Annotated in this window: 20 protein-coding genes; 17 read left to right on the plus strand and 3 right to left on the minus strand. The window is 35.9% G+C overall.

The window, feature by feature from the left end:
* Positions 1-7 precede the first annotated feature (7 nt).
* Both QE429_RS11140 and QE429_RS11145 read left to right on the plus strand, forming a co-directional pair.
* Positions 8-1,129, plus strand: a complete 1,122-nt coding sequence (locus QE429_RS11140) for a cysteine protease StiP family protein (protein ID WP_307287064.1) — start codon at positions 8-10, stop codon at positions 1,127-1,129.
* Entirely contained in the window at positions 1,126-1,926 is an 801-nt protein-coding gene (locus QE429_RS11145; protein WP_307287065.1) for an HAD family hydrolase, read from the plus strand. The genes QE429_RS11140 and QE429_RS11145 overlap by 4 nt, the downstream gene beginning before the upstream one ends.
* Here the strand turns inward: QE429_RS11145 and QE429_RS11150 are convergent.
* A complete protein-coding gene (locus QE429_RS11150) occupies positions 1,923-2,168 on the minus strand; it encodes a hypothetical protein (protein ID WP_307287066.1) in 246 nt (81 codons plus the stop codon). The two genes, QE429_RS11145 and QE429_RS11150, sit on opposite strands and share 4 nt — an antisense overlap.
* Before the next feature lie 272 nt (positions 2,169-2,440).
* Here QE429_RS11150 and QE429_RS11155 point away from each other — a divergent pair, with 272 nt between their 5' ends.
* The 6 genes from QE429_RS11155 (at position 2,441) to QE429_RS11180 (ending at position 8,075) form a co-directional block, all read left to right on the plus strand.
* Positions 2,441-4,078, plus strand: a complete 1,638-nt coding sequence (locus QE429_RS11155) for a YceG family protein (protein WP_307287067.1) — start codon at positions 2,441-2,443, stop codon at positions 4,076-4,078.
* Positions 4,079-4,111: 33 nt separating this feature from the next.
* The gene (locus tag QE429_RS11160) at positions 4,112-5,185 is read left to right on the plus strand and encodes a toxic anion resistance protein (RefSeq protein WP_307290773.1); all 1,074 of its coding nucleotides are present in this window, start codon (positions 4,112-4,114) and stop codon (positions 5,183-5,185) included.
* A gap of 40 nt (positions 5,186-5,225) precedes the next feature.
* Positions 5,226-5,837: a TerD family protein gene (locus QE429_RS11165; protein ID WP_307287068.1), complete on the plus strand. Its 612-nt coding sequence runs from the start codon at positions 5,226-5,228 to the stop codon at positions 5,835-5,837.
* Between the two features lie 33 nt (positions 5,838-5,870).
* Positions 5,871-6,449 (plus strand): TerD family protein, encoded by a 579-nt coding sequence (locus QE429_RS11170; RefSeq protein ID WP_307287069.1) that lies wholly within the window; start codon positions 5,871-5,873, stop codon positions 6,447-6,449.
* Between the two features lie 343 nt (positions 6,450-6,792).
* Positions 6,793-7,587, plus strand: a complete 795-nt coding sequence (locus tag QE429_RS11175; protein WP_307287070.1) for a thymidylate synthase — start codon at positions 6,793-6,795, stop codon at positions 7,585-7,587.
* A complete protein-coding gene (locus QE429_RS11180; RefSeq protein WP_307287071.1) occupies positions 7,584-8,075 on the plus strand; it encodes a dihydrofolate reductase in 492 nt (163 codons plus the stop codon). Before QE429_RS11175 ends, QE429_RS11180 begins: the two co-directional genes overlap by 4 nt.
* 105 nt (positions 8,076-8,180) lie before the next feature.
* On the opposite strand, the gene QE429_RS11185 is transcribed toward QE429_RS11180, so the two are convergent.
* Complete coding sequence (locus QE429_RS11185) at positions 8,181-8,414, minus strand: hypothetical protein (protein ID WP_307287072.1); 234 nt, start codon at positions 8,412-8,414, stop codon at positions 8,181-8,183.
* A gap of 311 nt (positions 8,415-8,725) precedes the next feature.
* Between QE429_RS11185 and tatA the strand changes: the two genes are divergently transcribed.
* Positions 8,726-8,920, plus strand: coding sequence for a twin-arginine translocase TatA/TatE family subunit (tatA, locus tag QE429_RS11190; RefSeq protein ID WP_307287073.1), 195 nt, complete (start codon positions 8,726-8,728; stop codon positions 8,918-8,920).
* Between the two features lie 96 nt (positions 8,921-9,016).
* Positions 9,017-9,754 (plus strand): twin-arginine translocase subunit TatC, encoded by a 738-nt coding sequence (gene tatC / locus QE429_RS11195; RefSeq protein WP_307287074.1) that lies wholly within the window; start codon positions 9,017-9,019, stop codon positions 9,752-9,754.
* Between the two features lie 108 nt (positions 9,755-9,862).
* Here tatC and QE429_RS11200 read toward each other — a convergent pair whose 3' ends face one another.
* Complete coding sequence (locus QE429_RS11200) at positions 9,863-10,210, minus strand: helix-turn-helix domain-containing protein (RefSeq protein ID WP_307287075.1); 348 nt, start codon at positions 10,208-10,210, stop codon at positions 9,863-9,865.
* Positions 10,211-10,489: 279 nt separating this feature from the next.
* Between QE429_RS11200 and QE429_RS11205 the strand changes: the two genes are divergently transcribed.
* The 7 genes from QE429_RS11205 to QE429_RS11235 all read left to right on the plus strand — a co-directional run bounded on the left by QE429_RS11205 (position 10,490) and on the right by QE429_RS11235 (position 15,265).
* Positions 10,490-11,086, plus strand: coding sequence for a CalY family protein (locus tag QE429_RS11205; protein WP_307287076.1), 597 nt, complete (start codon positions 10,490-10,492; stop codon positions 11,084-11,086).
* Positions 11,087-11,364: 278 nt separating this feature from the next.
* A complete protein-coding gene (tapA, locus tag QE429_RS11210; RefSeq protein WP_307287077.1) occupies positions 11,365-12,105 on the plus strand; it encodes an amyloid fiber anchoring/assembly protein TapA in 741 nt (246 codons plus the stop codon).
* Positions 12,106-12,139: 34 nt separating this feature from the next.
* Positions 12,140-12,721, plus strand: coding sequence for a signal peptidase I SipW (gene sipW / locus QE429_RS11215; RefSeq protein WP_307287078.1), 582 nt, complete (start codon positions 12,140-12,142; stop codon positions 12,719-12,721).
* 36 nt (positions 12,722-12,757) lie between these two features.
* Entirely contained in the window at positions 12,758-13,378 is a 621-nt protein-coding gene (locus QE429_RS11220; RefSeq protein ID WP_307287079.1) for a TasA family protein, read from the plus strand.
* A gap of 99 nt (positions 13,379-13,477) precedes the next feature.
* Positions 13,478-13,708 (plus strand): eL43 family ribosomal protein, encoded by a 231-nt coding sequence (locus QE429_RS11225; protein ID WP_307287080.1) that lies wholly within the window; start codon positions 13,478-13,480, stop codon positions 13,706-13,708.
* 137 nt (positions 13,709-13,845) lie between these two features.
* Positions 13,846-14,097 carry a DUF2535 family protein gene (locus tag QE429_RS11230; protein WP_307290775.1) on the plus strand — a complete coding sequence of 84 codons (252 nt, stop codon included), beginning with the start codon at positions 13,846-13,848 and terminating at the stop codon, positions 14,095-14,097.
* Between the two features lie 325 nt (positions 14,098-14,422).
* Complete coding sequence (locus tag QE429_RS11235) at positions 14,423-15,265, plus strand: DegV family protein (protein ID WP_307287081.1); 843 nt, start codon at positions 14,423-14,425, stop codon at positions 15,263-15,265.
* Positions 15,266-15,299 lie beyond the last annotated feature (34 nt).

Raw genomic sequence — 15,299 nt, forward strand, 5'->3', positions numbered from 1 at the left:
GAAAGTAATGCAAAGAATGATTAATAAACCGGCAAAAATGGGGACTTACCAAGAAGAAGATGTGCAATTCCTATTAAAGGATTTAAGTGAGGTAACCCTTGAGGACACAACTGCCAATCGCGAAAAAAAGGTTCAATCAGGAATTCATTATAGTGAGTCATTGCCGATGGAGTACCAGCCTCCAGAAGAATATGTGAATTTATTTTGGAAAACGCTGAATGATTATAAGCAGAAGATAGCCCTGTGTATAGGAATTGTGGCAGAACAAATCTATCAAGCAAAAGGTCATAAAACGGTCATCGTCTCTTTAGCAAGAGCCGGTACCCCCGTTGGAATCTTAATTAAAAGATACCTAAGAATGCGCTACAATGTGTCATTACCGCATTATAGCGTCTCTATTATTAGAGATCGCGGGATTGACGAAAATGCCATTCAATATATTATGAATGAACATCCAAAAGGTGTGATTCAATTTGTTGATGGTTGGACAGGAAAAGGGGCTATTTCGATAGAGTTAACAAAGGCATGTCAAGAATACCAACGGAAATATGGCACATGTCTTGATGATACACTGGCTGTTTTAGCTGATCCAGGCTATTGTACAACACTATTTGGTACGAGAGAAGATTTCTTAATTCCTAGTGCATGTTTAAATTCTACTGTTTCTGGTCTTGTGAGTCGGACCGTATTAAATGAAAAATATATTGGCAAAAATGATTTTCATGGAGCAAAATTTTACCGTGACTTGCTTCCAGTCGATCTGTCAAATGAATTTATCCAACTCATTTCTAATGAATTTTCATTTATTTATAAGGAAGCCGCTGCAATTGCAGCAAAAAAGGTACAGGAAGAAATTGAAACTGGTTTTTTAGGGATGATGGATGTAAAAAAAATTCAAGAAGAATTTTCCATTGAGAGTACACACTATATTAAGCCGGGAGTAGGAGAAACAACTAGGGTTCTTATGCGCAGGGTGCCATGGAAAATTCTGATGCGAGACGCTTCCAGCCCATTTGTAAAGCATATCATCATGCTTGCAGAAGAAAAAGGGGTTGAAGTGGTGGAATATCCTAACCTGCGATATTTGTGCTGCGGTTTAATTAAATCGCTGAAGGAGAATAAAAAATGATTTTTGCCTCTGATCTTGACCGTACGCTCATTTATTCAAAAAGAGCAATGGACGACCTAGAGAAAGTACCAAAACAGAGGATAATGCCAGTTGAAATTAAGGATGGCAAGTGGGTTGCCTATATGACAGAAGCAGCCTTTTTCACCTTAAAACAGCTTTCACAGCAGAGTTTGTTTATTCCTGTAACAACGAGAACAACAGAGCAGTTCAAGCGAGTTTTCATTTTTGAAAATGAAATTGACATTCAATATGCGGTTACTTCTAATGGGGCCGTTATTTTACATTGTGGGAATCCAGTTGAGGAATGGTCGAATTATGTGCAAAACCGTCTGCGGCTAGAATCTGCCGTAGAAGAGGAAGTGCTTTCCTTATTTTTAAAAGAGGGGCTTCGTCTTGATGGTCAAAAGAAGCAAGCAGGGAAGCTATTTTTTTATTTTATCTTAAATAGTCTTCCATCTGAAACAGAGTTGCTATTAATCAGTGACCTGGTAAATAAGGTGGGTTGGAGAATTTCCTTACAGGGAAGAAAACTCTACTTCATTCCATTAGCGATTAGTAAAGGTAGTGCACTAGAATATATCTGTCAAAAAGAAGGAGACAAAGCAATGGCTGGTGCGGGGGACTCCATTTTAGACTGGGATTTTCTCCGTGATTGTCATTACCGCTTCGTTCCTATTCACGGTGAACTTGTAAAGGTGACAGATACAGGTAACATTAATTATACAAAAAATCGCGGTATATGTGCTGGTGAAGAAATTCTCCAACAGTTTTTAAAATTGTTGCCGAGTAAAGCTTAACTTTTTTTCATGATTCTATTAAATACTAAAAAATAAAGGCTGACAAAAAGACTATAGAACACAATAAATAATAGAATGGATATGACGATTGACTGTATAACTGGGGATAATAGAAGGGTGAAAATGATACTGAATATGAATAAATCCATACAAATAAATACGTCAGACACCATTACTTCCATAACGGTATTTAAATCATCATGTATTTGTTCCATCCTTGGCCGTTTATAAATGAATCTCATTCGAGTCACCTACTTTAGTATGAGTACTCAAATAGTATGTAGGGACAAGGAAAAAGGTGAAAAATGTGGAGATTAGCTAATTAAACGAAACATTTTAAATGTGTCATTCGTATAAACAAATGAACGAATTAAATAACTGTGATATGATGATAAGGAAACCTTACATAATTTTCTAATATTATGGCGAAAGTGCGTTCGTCCAAGAGATGGACAAAATATATAGCTCTTTTTTTTGAAAATATGCTTTCGCTTTTAGAGGGAAGGGATTATGAATGTATCCACCATTAAATCAATTAAACGTCCATCCTGTATCCCTAACATATGAAAATTGGCTAGATCTGTTAAATAAACCATTACCAGAACGACCTAATTATTCAATAGACAATGGAACAATCCATATCGGTCAAGTACTAGGGGAATTTTTGGGGATACCAATTGACACAGATGAATATTACAACCAGTTATTTGATTATGTAAACACGGAGGAATGGGGCATTCAGTTGTTAAGTGAAGATTCGCTTGACAAGACGATTAATAATTCGCACTTTAAGTCCATTCAAAAAGTGATTAATCTTAATCAAGAACAGAGACTTTCTATTAATCGCTTTACAGCTTTTCTTGATGGTGAGCAACTCTTGTTAAAGTCCAATGTCCCAGTTATTCACCGGAAGTTAAGGGAAGCGATGATTTCAACCCTTGAATTATTCGCAACCATTGAGAAGGATGGGTTAAATAATCACGAACTTCGCAGGGTACTCGTTGATATGGTAAAGTGGTCAATTAACCACCTACAGCCGCAATTAGAAGATGCAGATCCAGAGAGGTCTATGCCTAAGTTTTTGTGGTATGGCAATTTTAAGAAAAGTCATCAATATTTCTTATATTACCTAATCAAACTCGGATGTGATGTGGTTGTATTTCACCCTGAGGCTAAAGATATTTTAGCTGAGATCATCCCTGAGGTAGTTTTTACACATCACTTTCCTAATCAGCTTCCTGCCGATCCTTTTCCTAAGGAAAAACGGAACAGGAAATCAACCATTGCCTATCGAGCTTCAAAAGAAATTGAAACCATCTTAAATCAAGAAGGTTCAGGCCTGTATAAACCGTGGCAATTAAGAGAATATACTCCGTCATCTATTACGTTAAAAACTACATATGATGAGCTATTTATCCTTTGTAAAGAAATAGCGATGATACGACCTGATTTTGAGGTGGGTGGGGGGCAAGTGAAAATACCCTCAATATTTGCAAAAGTACAAGGTGTAAGTAAGAATCGTAAAGAATATTGGGACCGTCTTCAATCACTTAGTCAATTGGAGCACAGCTATCTTATTCGCAATTTACCATTTACCATGCAAAGTAACAGTGATTTCCGATTCCACTATCGAAATGCCCTAGGCAGAGATGGTTTACTTGACCCTGAAAAAATGATGCAGGCACACTATTGGCCCTATTCCTTTTTGGCATCGGGTCTTCAAAAAGGAATTGCTCATGCTATTCGAAAAATTTGTGAGAATCCAGGCTTAAAACCACTACACATGGAAAGTTTAGAAGATGTAAAAATGTATTTATTTACTCAGGCATTGTTTATGCCAAAGAGAATCACACAATTGCTTGAGAGATTTGACTATTCCCAGCATGTTCCTAAATTGATTATTTATAATAATGAGTTATCCGGTATGCTTTCAAGATCGGATGCAGCATTACTTTTGCTTTTAAATCGATTTGGGATTGATATCATCCTCTATAATCCACCAGGCCATAATGACATAGAAAATTATATTGATGAACGATTATTTGATAAACATTGGCTTGAAGAGATGGTGTTTGATTTGGAATACAAGGAACCATCTGTATTTAAAAAGGGGCTATTGCAAGGAATATTAAAAAACTTAAGGGGAGATTAAGAAGTGAATGTACCTTCCAATCAATCTAGCGGCATGATGCCAATAAGCGACAATGACAAGCTATCCGAAACTAAAGCTTCTGATATTAAGCTTGCACTCCGTAAAGAACCAGAAGTGCAGAATTTAGCCCGTACGATTGATGAACGTGATCAAATTCAGGTCTTGGAATTTGGGAAAGAACCTGCCGTACAAATTTCACGTTTTTCTGATCAGATTTTAAGCAATATGCGAACAACCAAGGTAGAGGATTCTGGAGAATTACTTAAACAGCTGGGACGCATCATGGATAAATTTGATGCGAAGGATTTCCAAAAAACATCCGGTGGTATTTTTGGAAAGCTTTTTAAAAAGGGCGAAAAAATGGTAGAGAAGCTTTTTGGAAAATATCAGACGATGGGCTCTGAGATAGACAAAATTTATGTGGAAATTTCGAAATACCAACATGAGATGGTTGACTCAACGAATACGCTTGAACAAATGTATGAGCAAAACTATCAATATTATTTGACACTTGAAAAGTACGTTGTTGCAGGAGAGATGAAAGTAGAGGAGCTAAAGAACAATCAGCTTCCACAGCTAGAATCACGGGTTTCTTCTGGTGACCAACTTGCTTCAATGCAGTTGGATTCATTAAAAAATGTGATTGAGCTATTAGAGCAAAGAATCTATGACTTAGAAATGGCGAAAATGGTAGCTTTACAAACTGCACCGCAAATCCGTCTATTGCAACGAGGGAACACCAAGCTGATTGGAAAAATTAATTCCGCCTTTGTTACGACAATCCCAATCTTTAAAAATGGATTGATTCAGGCAGTTGCTGCGAAGCGCCAAAAACTTGTTGCGGATTCCATGAGTGAACTTGATCGAAGAACGAATGAAATGCTTCTTAAAAATGCTCAAAATATTTCACAGCAAAGTACGGATATAGCTAGGCTCGCAGGTGGTCCAAGTATAAAAATTGAGACAATTGAAGAGAGCTGGAATATTATCATCAAGGGCATGCAGGAAACAAAAGCAATTGAAGAAGAAAATAAGCGGTTACGTGCTGAAGGGACAAAACGCTTAGAACAGCTACAGGAAAACTTTAAGAAAATAAAACAAGCTTAAATATTATTGAAATATCTAAATTTTAATAGGGGTGAATGAAATGGCTATTAACTTACAAAAAGGTCAACGTGTAGATTTAACGAAAGGGAACCCTGGACTTACAAAGGTCTTGGTAGGATTAGGCTGGGATCCTGTTCAAAGTGGAGGCGGTGGCGGCCTCTTTGGTGGTCTATTCGGTGGAGGTGGGGCTCCTAACGTTGACTGCGATGCATCTGTAATTATGCTAGGGGCAAATGATAAGCTTCAAAATAATAAAGATGTGATCTATTTTGGAAATTTAAAAAGTAATGATGGCAGCGTACAGCACTCTGGAGATAACCTGACAGGTGACGGTGACGGCGATGACGAGCAAATTATGATTGATCTGAGCAGAGTCCCTGGAAATATTCAGAAGCTAGTTTTTGTTGTCAATATCTATGACTGTGTAAAGAGAAAACAACACTTTGGTATGATTCGAAATGCATTCATAAGAGTAGTTAATCCATCTAACAATCTGGAGTTAATCCACTACAATCTTACTGACAATTATAGCGGTTTAACTTGTTTAGTAACGGGTGAAATCTATCGCCATGGAAACGACTGGAAGTTTGCGGCGATCGGAAGCGGTACAACAGCTGCAAGCTTAAGCGAAGTAGTTCGCTCTTATAGTTAACGAAGATAAAAATGCTCTTAAGAGGTGATTGAATTGGGGATTAATTTATCAAAGGGCCAAAGAATTGATTTAACCAAAACCAATCCAGGCTTAACTAAAGTAATTATTGGACTAGGGTGGGATACTAACCGCTACCATGGGGGGCATGATTTTGACCTCGATGCGTCAGCTTTTTTGACAGATGAAAATAGTAGAGTCATCCATGATACGGACTTTATTTTTTACAATAACCTTGTTCATACTTCTGGTGCGGTTGAGCATACCGGAGATAATCGTACGGGGGAAGGAGATGGGGATGATGAACAAATCAAAATTGATTTTAGTAAAGTTCCCCCCCATGTTCACCGGATTGCGATTACAGTAACGATTCATGACGCAGAAGCGAGAAACCAAAATTTTGGGCAAGTTTCAAATGCGTTTGCCAGGGTTGTGGATGAAGAAAGTAATCGAGAGGTCTTGCGTTTTGATCTTGGTGAAGACTTCTCAGTAGAAACAGCCGTCGTCATTTGCGAGCTTTACCGACACAATGGTGATTGGAAATTCAACGCTGTAGGTAGTGGCTTTGCTGGCGGGTTGGCTGCTCTCTGCAAAAATTTTGGATTAGAAGTTTAACTATAGAAACTAGAGGCTGCCCATGGGCTAGCCTCTTTTTCTTAGGCAATGTAAAAGAACAGTGTTGATTTTTATTCCCTGTTGATTGGAGCGGAAGGCGCGAAGACTCCTGTGGGGTTATGTTTCAGGGGAGACCCCGCAGGCCTTAGGGCCGAGGAGGCTCGCCGAAACACACACGAACCGCTCGCGCCTGGAACGGAGATCAACAGACAAGACGAACAAAGCCTTTTCATAAAGAGCATCGAAAACATTTCTATTAATTTGGCCACCATCATTAAACTTCCTGAGAATTTTTATGTTAAAATGAAAAAATATGAAATGGCATTTAAGGGGAGTGGACAAAGTGAAGCAATATTTAGAGCTATGTGAACACGTACTAAAAAATGGCACCGTAAAAGGGGACAGAACAGGAACTGGAACGATCAGTACCTTTGGTTATCAAATGAGGTTTAATTTAGAGGATGGATTTCCACTAATAACTACAAAAAAACTACATCTTAAATCGATAATATATGAATTACTTTGGTTTTTAAAAGGTGAAACCAATGTGCGCTATTTGCAGGAAAATGGAGTACGGATATGGAACGAATGGGCAGATGAAAATGGAGAGTTAGGTCCTGTATATGGTCATCAGTGGCGTTCATGGACTGGTGCAGACGGGAAAACAGTTGACCAAATTAGTGAGCTTATTACCCAAATAAAAACAAGTCCAAACTCTAGAAGATTATTGGTTAACGCCTGGAATGTAGCCGAAATTGATCAGATGGCACTGCCACCGTGTCATTGTATGTTTCAATTTTATGTGGCTGATGGTAAATTATCTTGTCAGTTATACCAGCGTTCAGCAGATGTATTTCTTGGGGTCCCATTTAATATTGCTTCCTATGCACTTTTGACATTAATGATTGCACAAGTGTGTGAGTTACAGCCTGGCGAATTTGTTCACACATTTGGAGATGTTCATATCTATCAAAACCATCTAGAACAAGTTAAACTTCAATTAGGAAGAGAACCGAAGAAGCTTCCAACAATGAAAATTAATCCAAATGTCAAAGATATTTTCTCATTTGAATATGAAGATTTTACATTAGAAGGGTATGAAGCCCATCCACACATCAAAGGAGTTGTCAGTGTATGATTTCCTTTATAGTAGCAATGGACGAGAATAGAACGATTGGGAAAGAAAATCAATTACCCTGGCATTTGCCTGAGGACTTAAAATTTTTTAAGAAAGTGACCATGGGACATCCTATCGCAATGGGAAGAAAAACACATGAATCCATAGGACGTGCATTACCAGGCAGGGAGAACATAGTAATTACCCGTCAGGAAGGGTATCAAAGTGATGGATGCACTGTGTTTTACTCGGTTGATGATTTTGTAAAATATAGCAAAGAAGTAAACGATGAAGTATTCGTAATAGGAGGCGCAGAAATTTTTCGCGAAACATTCCCCTTTGTTGACTGTTTGTACCTTACACTAATCCATGAAACATTTGTCGGAGACACATACTTTCCTGAATTTGACTTAAGTCAATGGGAGCTTACATCGTGTGAAAAAGGACCGCGAAATGAAAAAAATCCTTTTGACTATGAATTTAGGGTTTATAAAAGGAAGGTATATTGAAAATTAGGGTTCCAGCAATAATTACGTTTATATTTAATGGTTAGAGATTCCCATAAAATAAGCACCAGCAAAATTCTTGCTGGTGCTTTTTATTCTCTATTAAAATTAGAAGCCATTTATTTCGTATTCAGCTAACTTAGCAAGCATACCTCTAAATTCATGTGGATGGCAAAATTCTTCTTCATTAAAATGAGTTTTCACCCAAGCAATTAGCTCGTTTGGACTATTAAAATATTCGCCACTACGATCACTTTTACGAATGGTGTATCTTCCATTATCGTCGTCAATTGTTACTTCAACTGGGAGAGCTCCATCAAAACTGCAAAGTGAAAATTCCATCCTCATCACATCCAATCCATATAATTTCCATTAGTATATGTCCTTATGTTTCAAATTATATGCAAAAAAACTATAGTTGTCAAAATATTTTAAAAATTCTATTATAAAAATGGTCATTGACTTAAATAGTGGTAATTGTTAAATTGTCTATAGTGTTACTAAACAAAGATGCAAATGCTAAAAAACATTTTGCTGTTTTTTTCTTGATTTTGTGAATTTACTATGAATTATTTTGGATAATTAACGCAAATGGATTTTTCAATACTATAATCATAGTAGAAATATACAACAATTGAAGGGGATGTAAATCCATGTTTTCAAATATCGGAGTACCTGGACTTATTTTGATCTTAACACTTGCACTTATTATTTTCGGACCGAAGAAGCTCCCTGAAATAGGGAAAGCATTTGGTCAAACATTAAAAGAATTTAAAAAGTCGACACGCGAACTTACTGACGATGTAATGAAGGATATTGACGAAGAAAAGAAAAACTTGACAAAATAAGGTGTAAGATTTCGTGTCTTGCACCTTTTCTTCTCGGATATTAAACTAGATTGATGCGTGAAATCTTATACTTATTAATTACAGTAGGGGAAATACATGGAAGATAAAGAATTAAATTTAGTTGATCACTTGGAAGAACTTCGAAAGCGGATTATCATTTCCGCACTTGCTTTTATTGTCTTTTTTGCCATCGGTTTTATATATGTGGATGATATTTATAAATGGTTCGTTCGTGATCTTGAAGTGAAATTAATGGTACTTGGACCAAGTGACATTATTTGGATTTATTTTATGTTAGCAACTGTTGTAGCAGTTGCTGGGACGATACCCGTTCTCGCATTGCAAATATGGTTGTTTGTAAAACCCGCTTTAAGACCAGTAGAAAGAAGAATCACGCTTTCATACGTCCCAGCCTTATTCTTTTTGTTTTTAATTGGTCTATCATTTGGTTATTTTGTCATTTTTCCAATGGTTCTTAAGTTTTTAGTGAATATTGGTGGCGATATGTTTGTTACCAATTTTACCGCCGACCGCTATTTTAGTTTTATTATGAATATGACACTTCCATTTGGGGTGTTGTTTGAACTTCCAGTTGTAGTTATGTTTTTAACCTCACTCGGAATTATTAATCCGTTTGTCTTAGCAAAAATTCGAAAGTATGCATACTTTGTACTTATTATCATTGCAGTGGTAATTACACCGCCTGACTTTATGTCTGACTTTGTTGTTACCCTGCCATTGCTGCTATTATACGAAATCAGTATTAATCTTTCGAAGTTCGTTTACCGAAAACGGTTGAAGAAACAACAAGAAGATGAATTAATAGAAGCATAGGAAAATGTGAAGACCTTAAGGGATGAATTCTCTTAAGGTCTTTTTTGTTTGGTAAATGATAACAAGTTTAGAAATGCAAAAAAGAATAGTTTACATTTGAGCTGTTTATTACTCCTTATTCTGTTCTTTCAGCCAAGTTTGAAACTTTATATAATTTAAATACTCTTTGAAGTCCTCTTTTTGTAAACCATCTTCCACTGCTTCTTTTATCAGTGATTTCCATTCGTCATCCAATTCATAATAGTTCTCCTTATTGTAATACTCCTCACCTAAAAAGAAATCAATATTGGTACCTAATGGCATAGAAATCTTTTTTAAAAACTGGAGTGAAGGATTGGACTGTAATCCCCGTTCGATCTGGCTTAAATATGATTTTGAAACATCAGCACGCATGGCTAATTGACCTAATGAATATCCCTTCCTGAGCCTCATCTCCTTAATCTTTTTCCCAATCATACTTTCAAACCCCTTCTACTAAAATTCAATACCAATCTAAGGTGTCTATATGTGCATTATAAAGAATATATCATTCTTTATAAAATACGAAATAGTAAGGAAATAAGAGATAATACGAGAAAAACGTACAAAAACGTTCTTTATTGCGAAAAAATGGAGGAATATGGGATTTTTCAAGTTGGGTATTTTGACATATACTCGACTTATAAGTTCGTTAATGAGAACGAATACTGATAACGAACTTATATAAAATATATAGGGTTATGAGGAGGAAACAGAATGAGTATTAAAAAGAAATTAGGATTAGGAATTGCTTCAGCTGCAATGGGGTTAGCATTAATTGGTGGAGGTACATATGCATTCTTTAGTGATAGTGTTGATACTTCTGCAAAATTTGCAGCTGGTACACTTGATCTAAATGCCGAACCAACAACAATTATTGATGTTAAAGACATTAAACCTGGTGACAAAATGTTACGTTCATTTAAATTGAAAAATGATGGTTCATTGGACATTAGCAAAATTGATTTAACTACAAGCTATACTGTAGTAGATGCAAAAAATAATAACAGTGAAGATTTCGGGAAGCACATTAGGGTTAATTTCCTCCTAAATGGTGATAAAGCTGATGACGTTGTTTGGTATACAACTTTAGATCAATTAAAGAATATGACTCCTGATGCAATTGCGGGAAATGTTTTTGGTCCAATTTTTGGATTCGAAAAGGGTCATTTACTTAAAGCTGGTACTGCTGATACTTTATATGTTCAGTATGAGTTTGTTGATAATGGCAAAGATCAAAACCAATTCCAAGGAGATTCTTTAGAGCTAAAATGGACATTTAAAGGTTATCAAACAGCAGGTGAAAATAAATAGTATATATATTCAAAAAGAGGGGTGGGAAATTACCCACTCTTCTTTTAATAGAAAAAGGACTCTTTTTCTTATCACCTTAGATAAAGATCTAGATCTTTATCTAAGGTGATAAGAATTACGTTCCTCACTTCTGATTTTTGTAAAAGATACTGTTGCTGAATTGTAAACAGAGGTAGTTCCTAGTCGTTGTTAAACTAACATTCAATCATCAAAGGAGATAGGTGTTACATGTACATTCTCTTTTTAACTTTCTAAGAGCAAATTTGGAGATGAGGGGAGTGATCAAAATTAGATATAACAGGGTAAGGAAATTTACAAAGAAAAACTATATTAAAAATTTAACTGCTAAACTTATTACAATTTGTTACTTGTTGATACTTGGAGTAACTTATTTAAGTTCAAACACAGGTGCATATTACAATGATGATTCTCTTGTATCTGGAAAGTTTCAAGCAGGTACGTGGGAAAATGACTGGGATAGAAGTTCACTAAAGTTCACTAGTAGTAAGGACCAGCTATTTGAAAGTTGTACCACTAAAGAAATTTCAACGATGATAGTAAATTCCGGAAACGATATGAAAGGTCCATCACAATATGAGGTATATTACATAGTCAAAGGAAATCCCAAAGATGATGAAAAGGTAGGAGAGGGCATAATAGCTCCTATTTTAGCAAGTAAGTCAGTTGTCTTAAAATTTACAGCAACTAAATCTGGTAATTATAAATTCAGAGCATTCCAACGACCTAATCATGCTTTTAAACCTGAAAGACAAGATTTATGGAGTGAAACCATTACCATTACATGTAATAACAACAATACATCTATTGATTCTGAGCAAAACCAGAAAAATAGTACAGAAGTTCAATCCCAACCATCTCAAGATACTAATAATACCAGTAAAGAGACTTTAGAAACTACAGGTAATGAAGCTACACAAACAAGTACTGATTTATCAGAAGTTAATTCAACTTCAACTGATGCTGATGATAATACTGATACAACAATAGAAAGTCCTTAAAAAATTTTAAAAATGAAAGGTGATTAAATTGAAAATGAAAACTGTAAAAAAATGGGCTAGTAATATTGTAACCACAATATTATTCATATTATTAATCGTAATGATCTTTGTTGTAATTTCCTCTAAGGCTTCTGGTGGTGAACCACAAGCATTTGGATATCAATTAAAGACTGTTCTTTCGGGATCCATGGAGCCAGGAATAAAAACAGGATCTATTATTGCTGTGAAACCTGGTGGAGACATGACAAGATTTAAAAATGGTGACGTAATAACTTTTAAGTCCGAAGATAATGTCATTGTTACTCATAGAATTGATAAGGTATTAAAAAATGGCGATCAAATCAGTTACAAAACAAAAGGAGATAATAATAAAACTGAAGATTTAAATCCAGTCCTTTCTAATAATGTAATCGCAGAATACACAGGATTTACAATTCCTTACCTTGGGTATTTTGCCGATTATACTAAATCAAAGACTGGTGGGGCTTTATTATTATTGCTACCGGGTTTAATTCTGCTAGGATATGCTGGATTTTCAATTTGGAAAACGATTTCACAGCTTGAAGGTAAAATGAATAAATCAATTGAAGTTGAGTCCTCAAATAAAAATACATGAACATATGTTGGAAATGCCATAACCAAGGGGGGACCTATGAAAAAATTAATTAGTTCATTATTGATTGGTGTTTTTGCCTTTGGTCTCATATTCTCTTCTTCAATAATAAAAACGAGTGCTGCGTCAAAAAAACAAGAAATAGATATTGCCACATCACCTGAAAAAATACTTTTTGATATAACCAATTTTAAACCAGGTGACTGGGCAGAACGTACTTTGGAAGTTCAAAATAGTGGAAAACAGGATTTTAATTATCTTTCTTCTAGTAAGCTAAAAGAGGGCTCGGAAAAATTTTATAATGAACTTTTGTTAAAGATTTCTGATGAGAATACGGTTCTATTTGAAGGGAAAATGAAAGATTTTAATAAACTTGATTCTAGGTTCATTGCAAAGGATAAAAGTGAAAAATTATTTTTCATGGTCAAAGTACCTGAAGAGTTAGGCAATGAGTTTCAAGGACTAGGATGTGAGGTTCAATTCAAATTTTACGTAGAAGGAACTCTCGGTGGAACATTGCCTGTAAATGGTCCCAAACTACCTGAAACAGGAACAAACATGTTCAATATTATAGTAGCTGGTGCAGTTCTACTCTTAACTGGATCCATTCTACAATTCTTATTTAGTAGAAAGCGAAAAAGTATGGAGAGGCGTGTATAACAAGACCTTGATTTGTAGAATTCGTAAATCGAGGTCTATTTTTATAAGCTAACTACATAACTATTAATATTATAATCCTATAAACAGGAGTTGCCCATTATGTACAAAAAAACCTGTCCAAAATGCCACAAACCATCGTTCAGCAGCTGTGATACAGGTCCATGGACTTGCCCAACCTGTAATAACAATCTTACACATATTATTCCTCAAGATGCAGAGAATCGCAAACAAAGTAAACCACGATTATTCCTTATTAAAAACGATGATCTTCAGGAAAACCCACAACTGAATTCCAAGATTAAACCTTTCACTTTTGAATCATTTGACTAAAACAGGATATAAAAATAGTCCTGTTTTTTTCTATAAACTTTCACAAATATTTTTTATATAGTAAGCATAATTAGACACTTTTCGAGGTGGAAAAAGTGTATAATATAATCAAACGGGTGAAAAAGAGGATTGATATTTTGTTATTCAAAAGCCTAGAGTTCAAAAATGTTGTTGGACAGAAGGTTAAAGTCATGGAAATTCCTGTATTGGAGGAAGATAGTACTTATAAATTTATGATCCAAGTCCGTTTACAGACGTTTTTAACGTCTATTAATCAGGAAAGCAACCCGAAAAGATGCTACTCCTTTAAAGATTATCTGAAAAAGGTCATGAAGTGGCCAGATTATGAACAGCTTTTTAAAGTTACAGAATTAAAGAATAATGCATAGTTCCATTCGAGCATCGGTAACGATGCTCTTTTATTTTAAGCTGTGTTAAATAACATTGATCAATATTGTTACCTCTTGATTGGAGCGGAAGGAGCGAATACTCCTGTGGGAGTATGGTTTAGGGGAGACCCCGCAGGCGAGTTTCGCCGAGGAGGCTCGCCGAAACACCCACGAACCGCTCACTCCTGGAGCGGAAATCAACAGACAAATTTTACAAAGCCTTTAAAGATATTCGGTAATACATAGAAGAAAAGGTCTAGTTATTATTCCTTTCAATAATAGAAACCTGTATAATACTAACCAGTAAGTGTAAGGATGTGATTCAATGAGCAAGATTAAAGTTGTAACAGATTCAACCTTAGATATTTCACAAGATATGGCTAAACAGCTAGGCATTATAGTTGTGCCGTTATCAGTAACAATAAACGGTGAAACTTATTTAGACCGGGTGGACATTCAACCGGATGAATTTATCCAAAAGATGACTAAAACAAGTGAATTGCCTAAAAGCTCTCAACCGGCTGCTGGTTCCTTTTTGGAAGTCTATGACCAGCTTGGGAAGGAAGGCTATGAAGTATTATCCATACATATGACTGGGAAAATGAGTGGTACTGTGCGTTCAGCAGAAAGTGCAGCTCAAATGACAGAGACGAAGGTTACTGTCATAGATTCAATGTTTATTTCAAAGGCGTTGGCATTTCAGGTGAAAGAAGCTGCCAAAATGGCTAAGCAGGGGATGGGTATGGAAGAAATCCTTCATCGATTAGAAACCATCCGGGAGAATTCAAAGCTTTATATTATGGTTGATACATTAGAAAATCTCGTTAAGGGCGGAAGGATAGGAAAAGGGAAGGCGTTTATTGGGTCGCTGTTAAATATTAAACCAATTGCTTCCCTAGAAGGGGCAGAATATACCCCGGTCACAAAGGTCCGCAGTCATTCTCAGGTTGTAAAATTTATGGCCAAGCAGTTTTTGGAGGATGTAGAGGGGAAAACCATTAAAGCTGTAGGGATTGCCCATGCTGAGGCCTTTGAGCTTGCATCAAGGATTAAGGATAGTATTTATGAATTAACTGGGTTCCAAGATGTTGAGATTGATTATACAAGTCCTATAGTTAGTACCCACACAGGGCCAGGTGCTTTTGCATTAATGTATTATTACGAATAATAATAGTAAATACAGGGTGGTTCCTAAAACCACC

Source organism: Bacillus sp. SORGH_AS_0510 (assembly GCF_030818775.1).
In the GTDB taxonomy this organism is placed as follows: Bacteria; Bacillota; Bacilli; order Bacillales; family Cytobacillaceae; genus Neobacillus.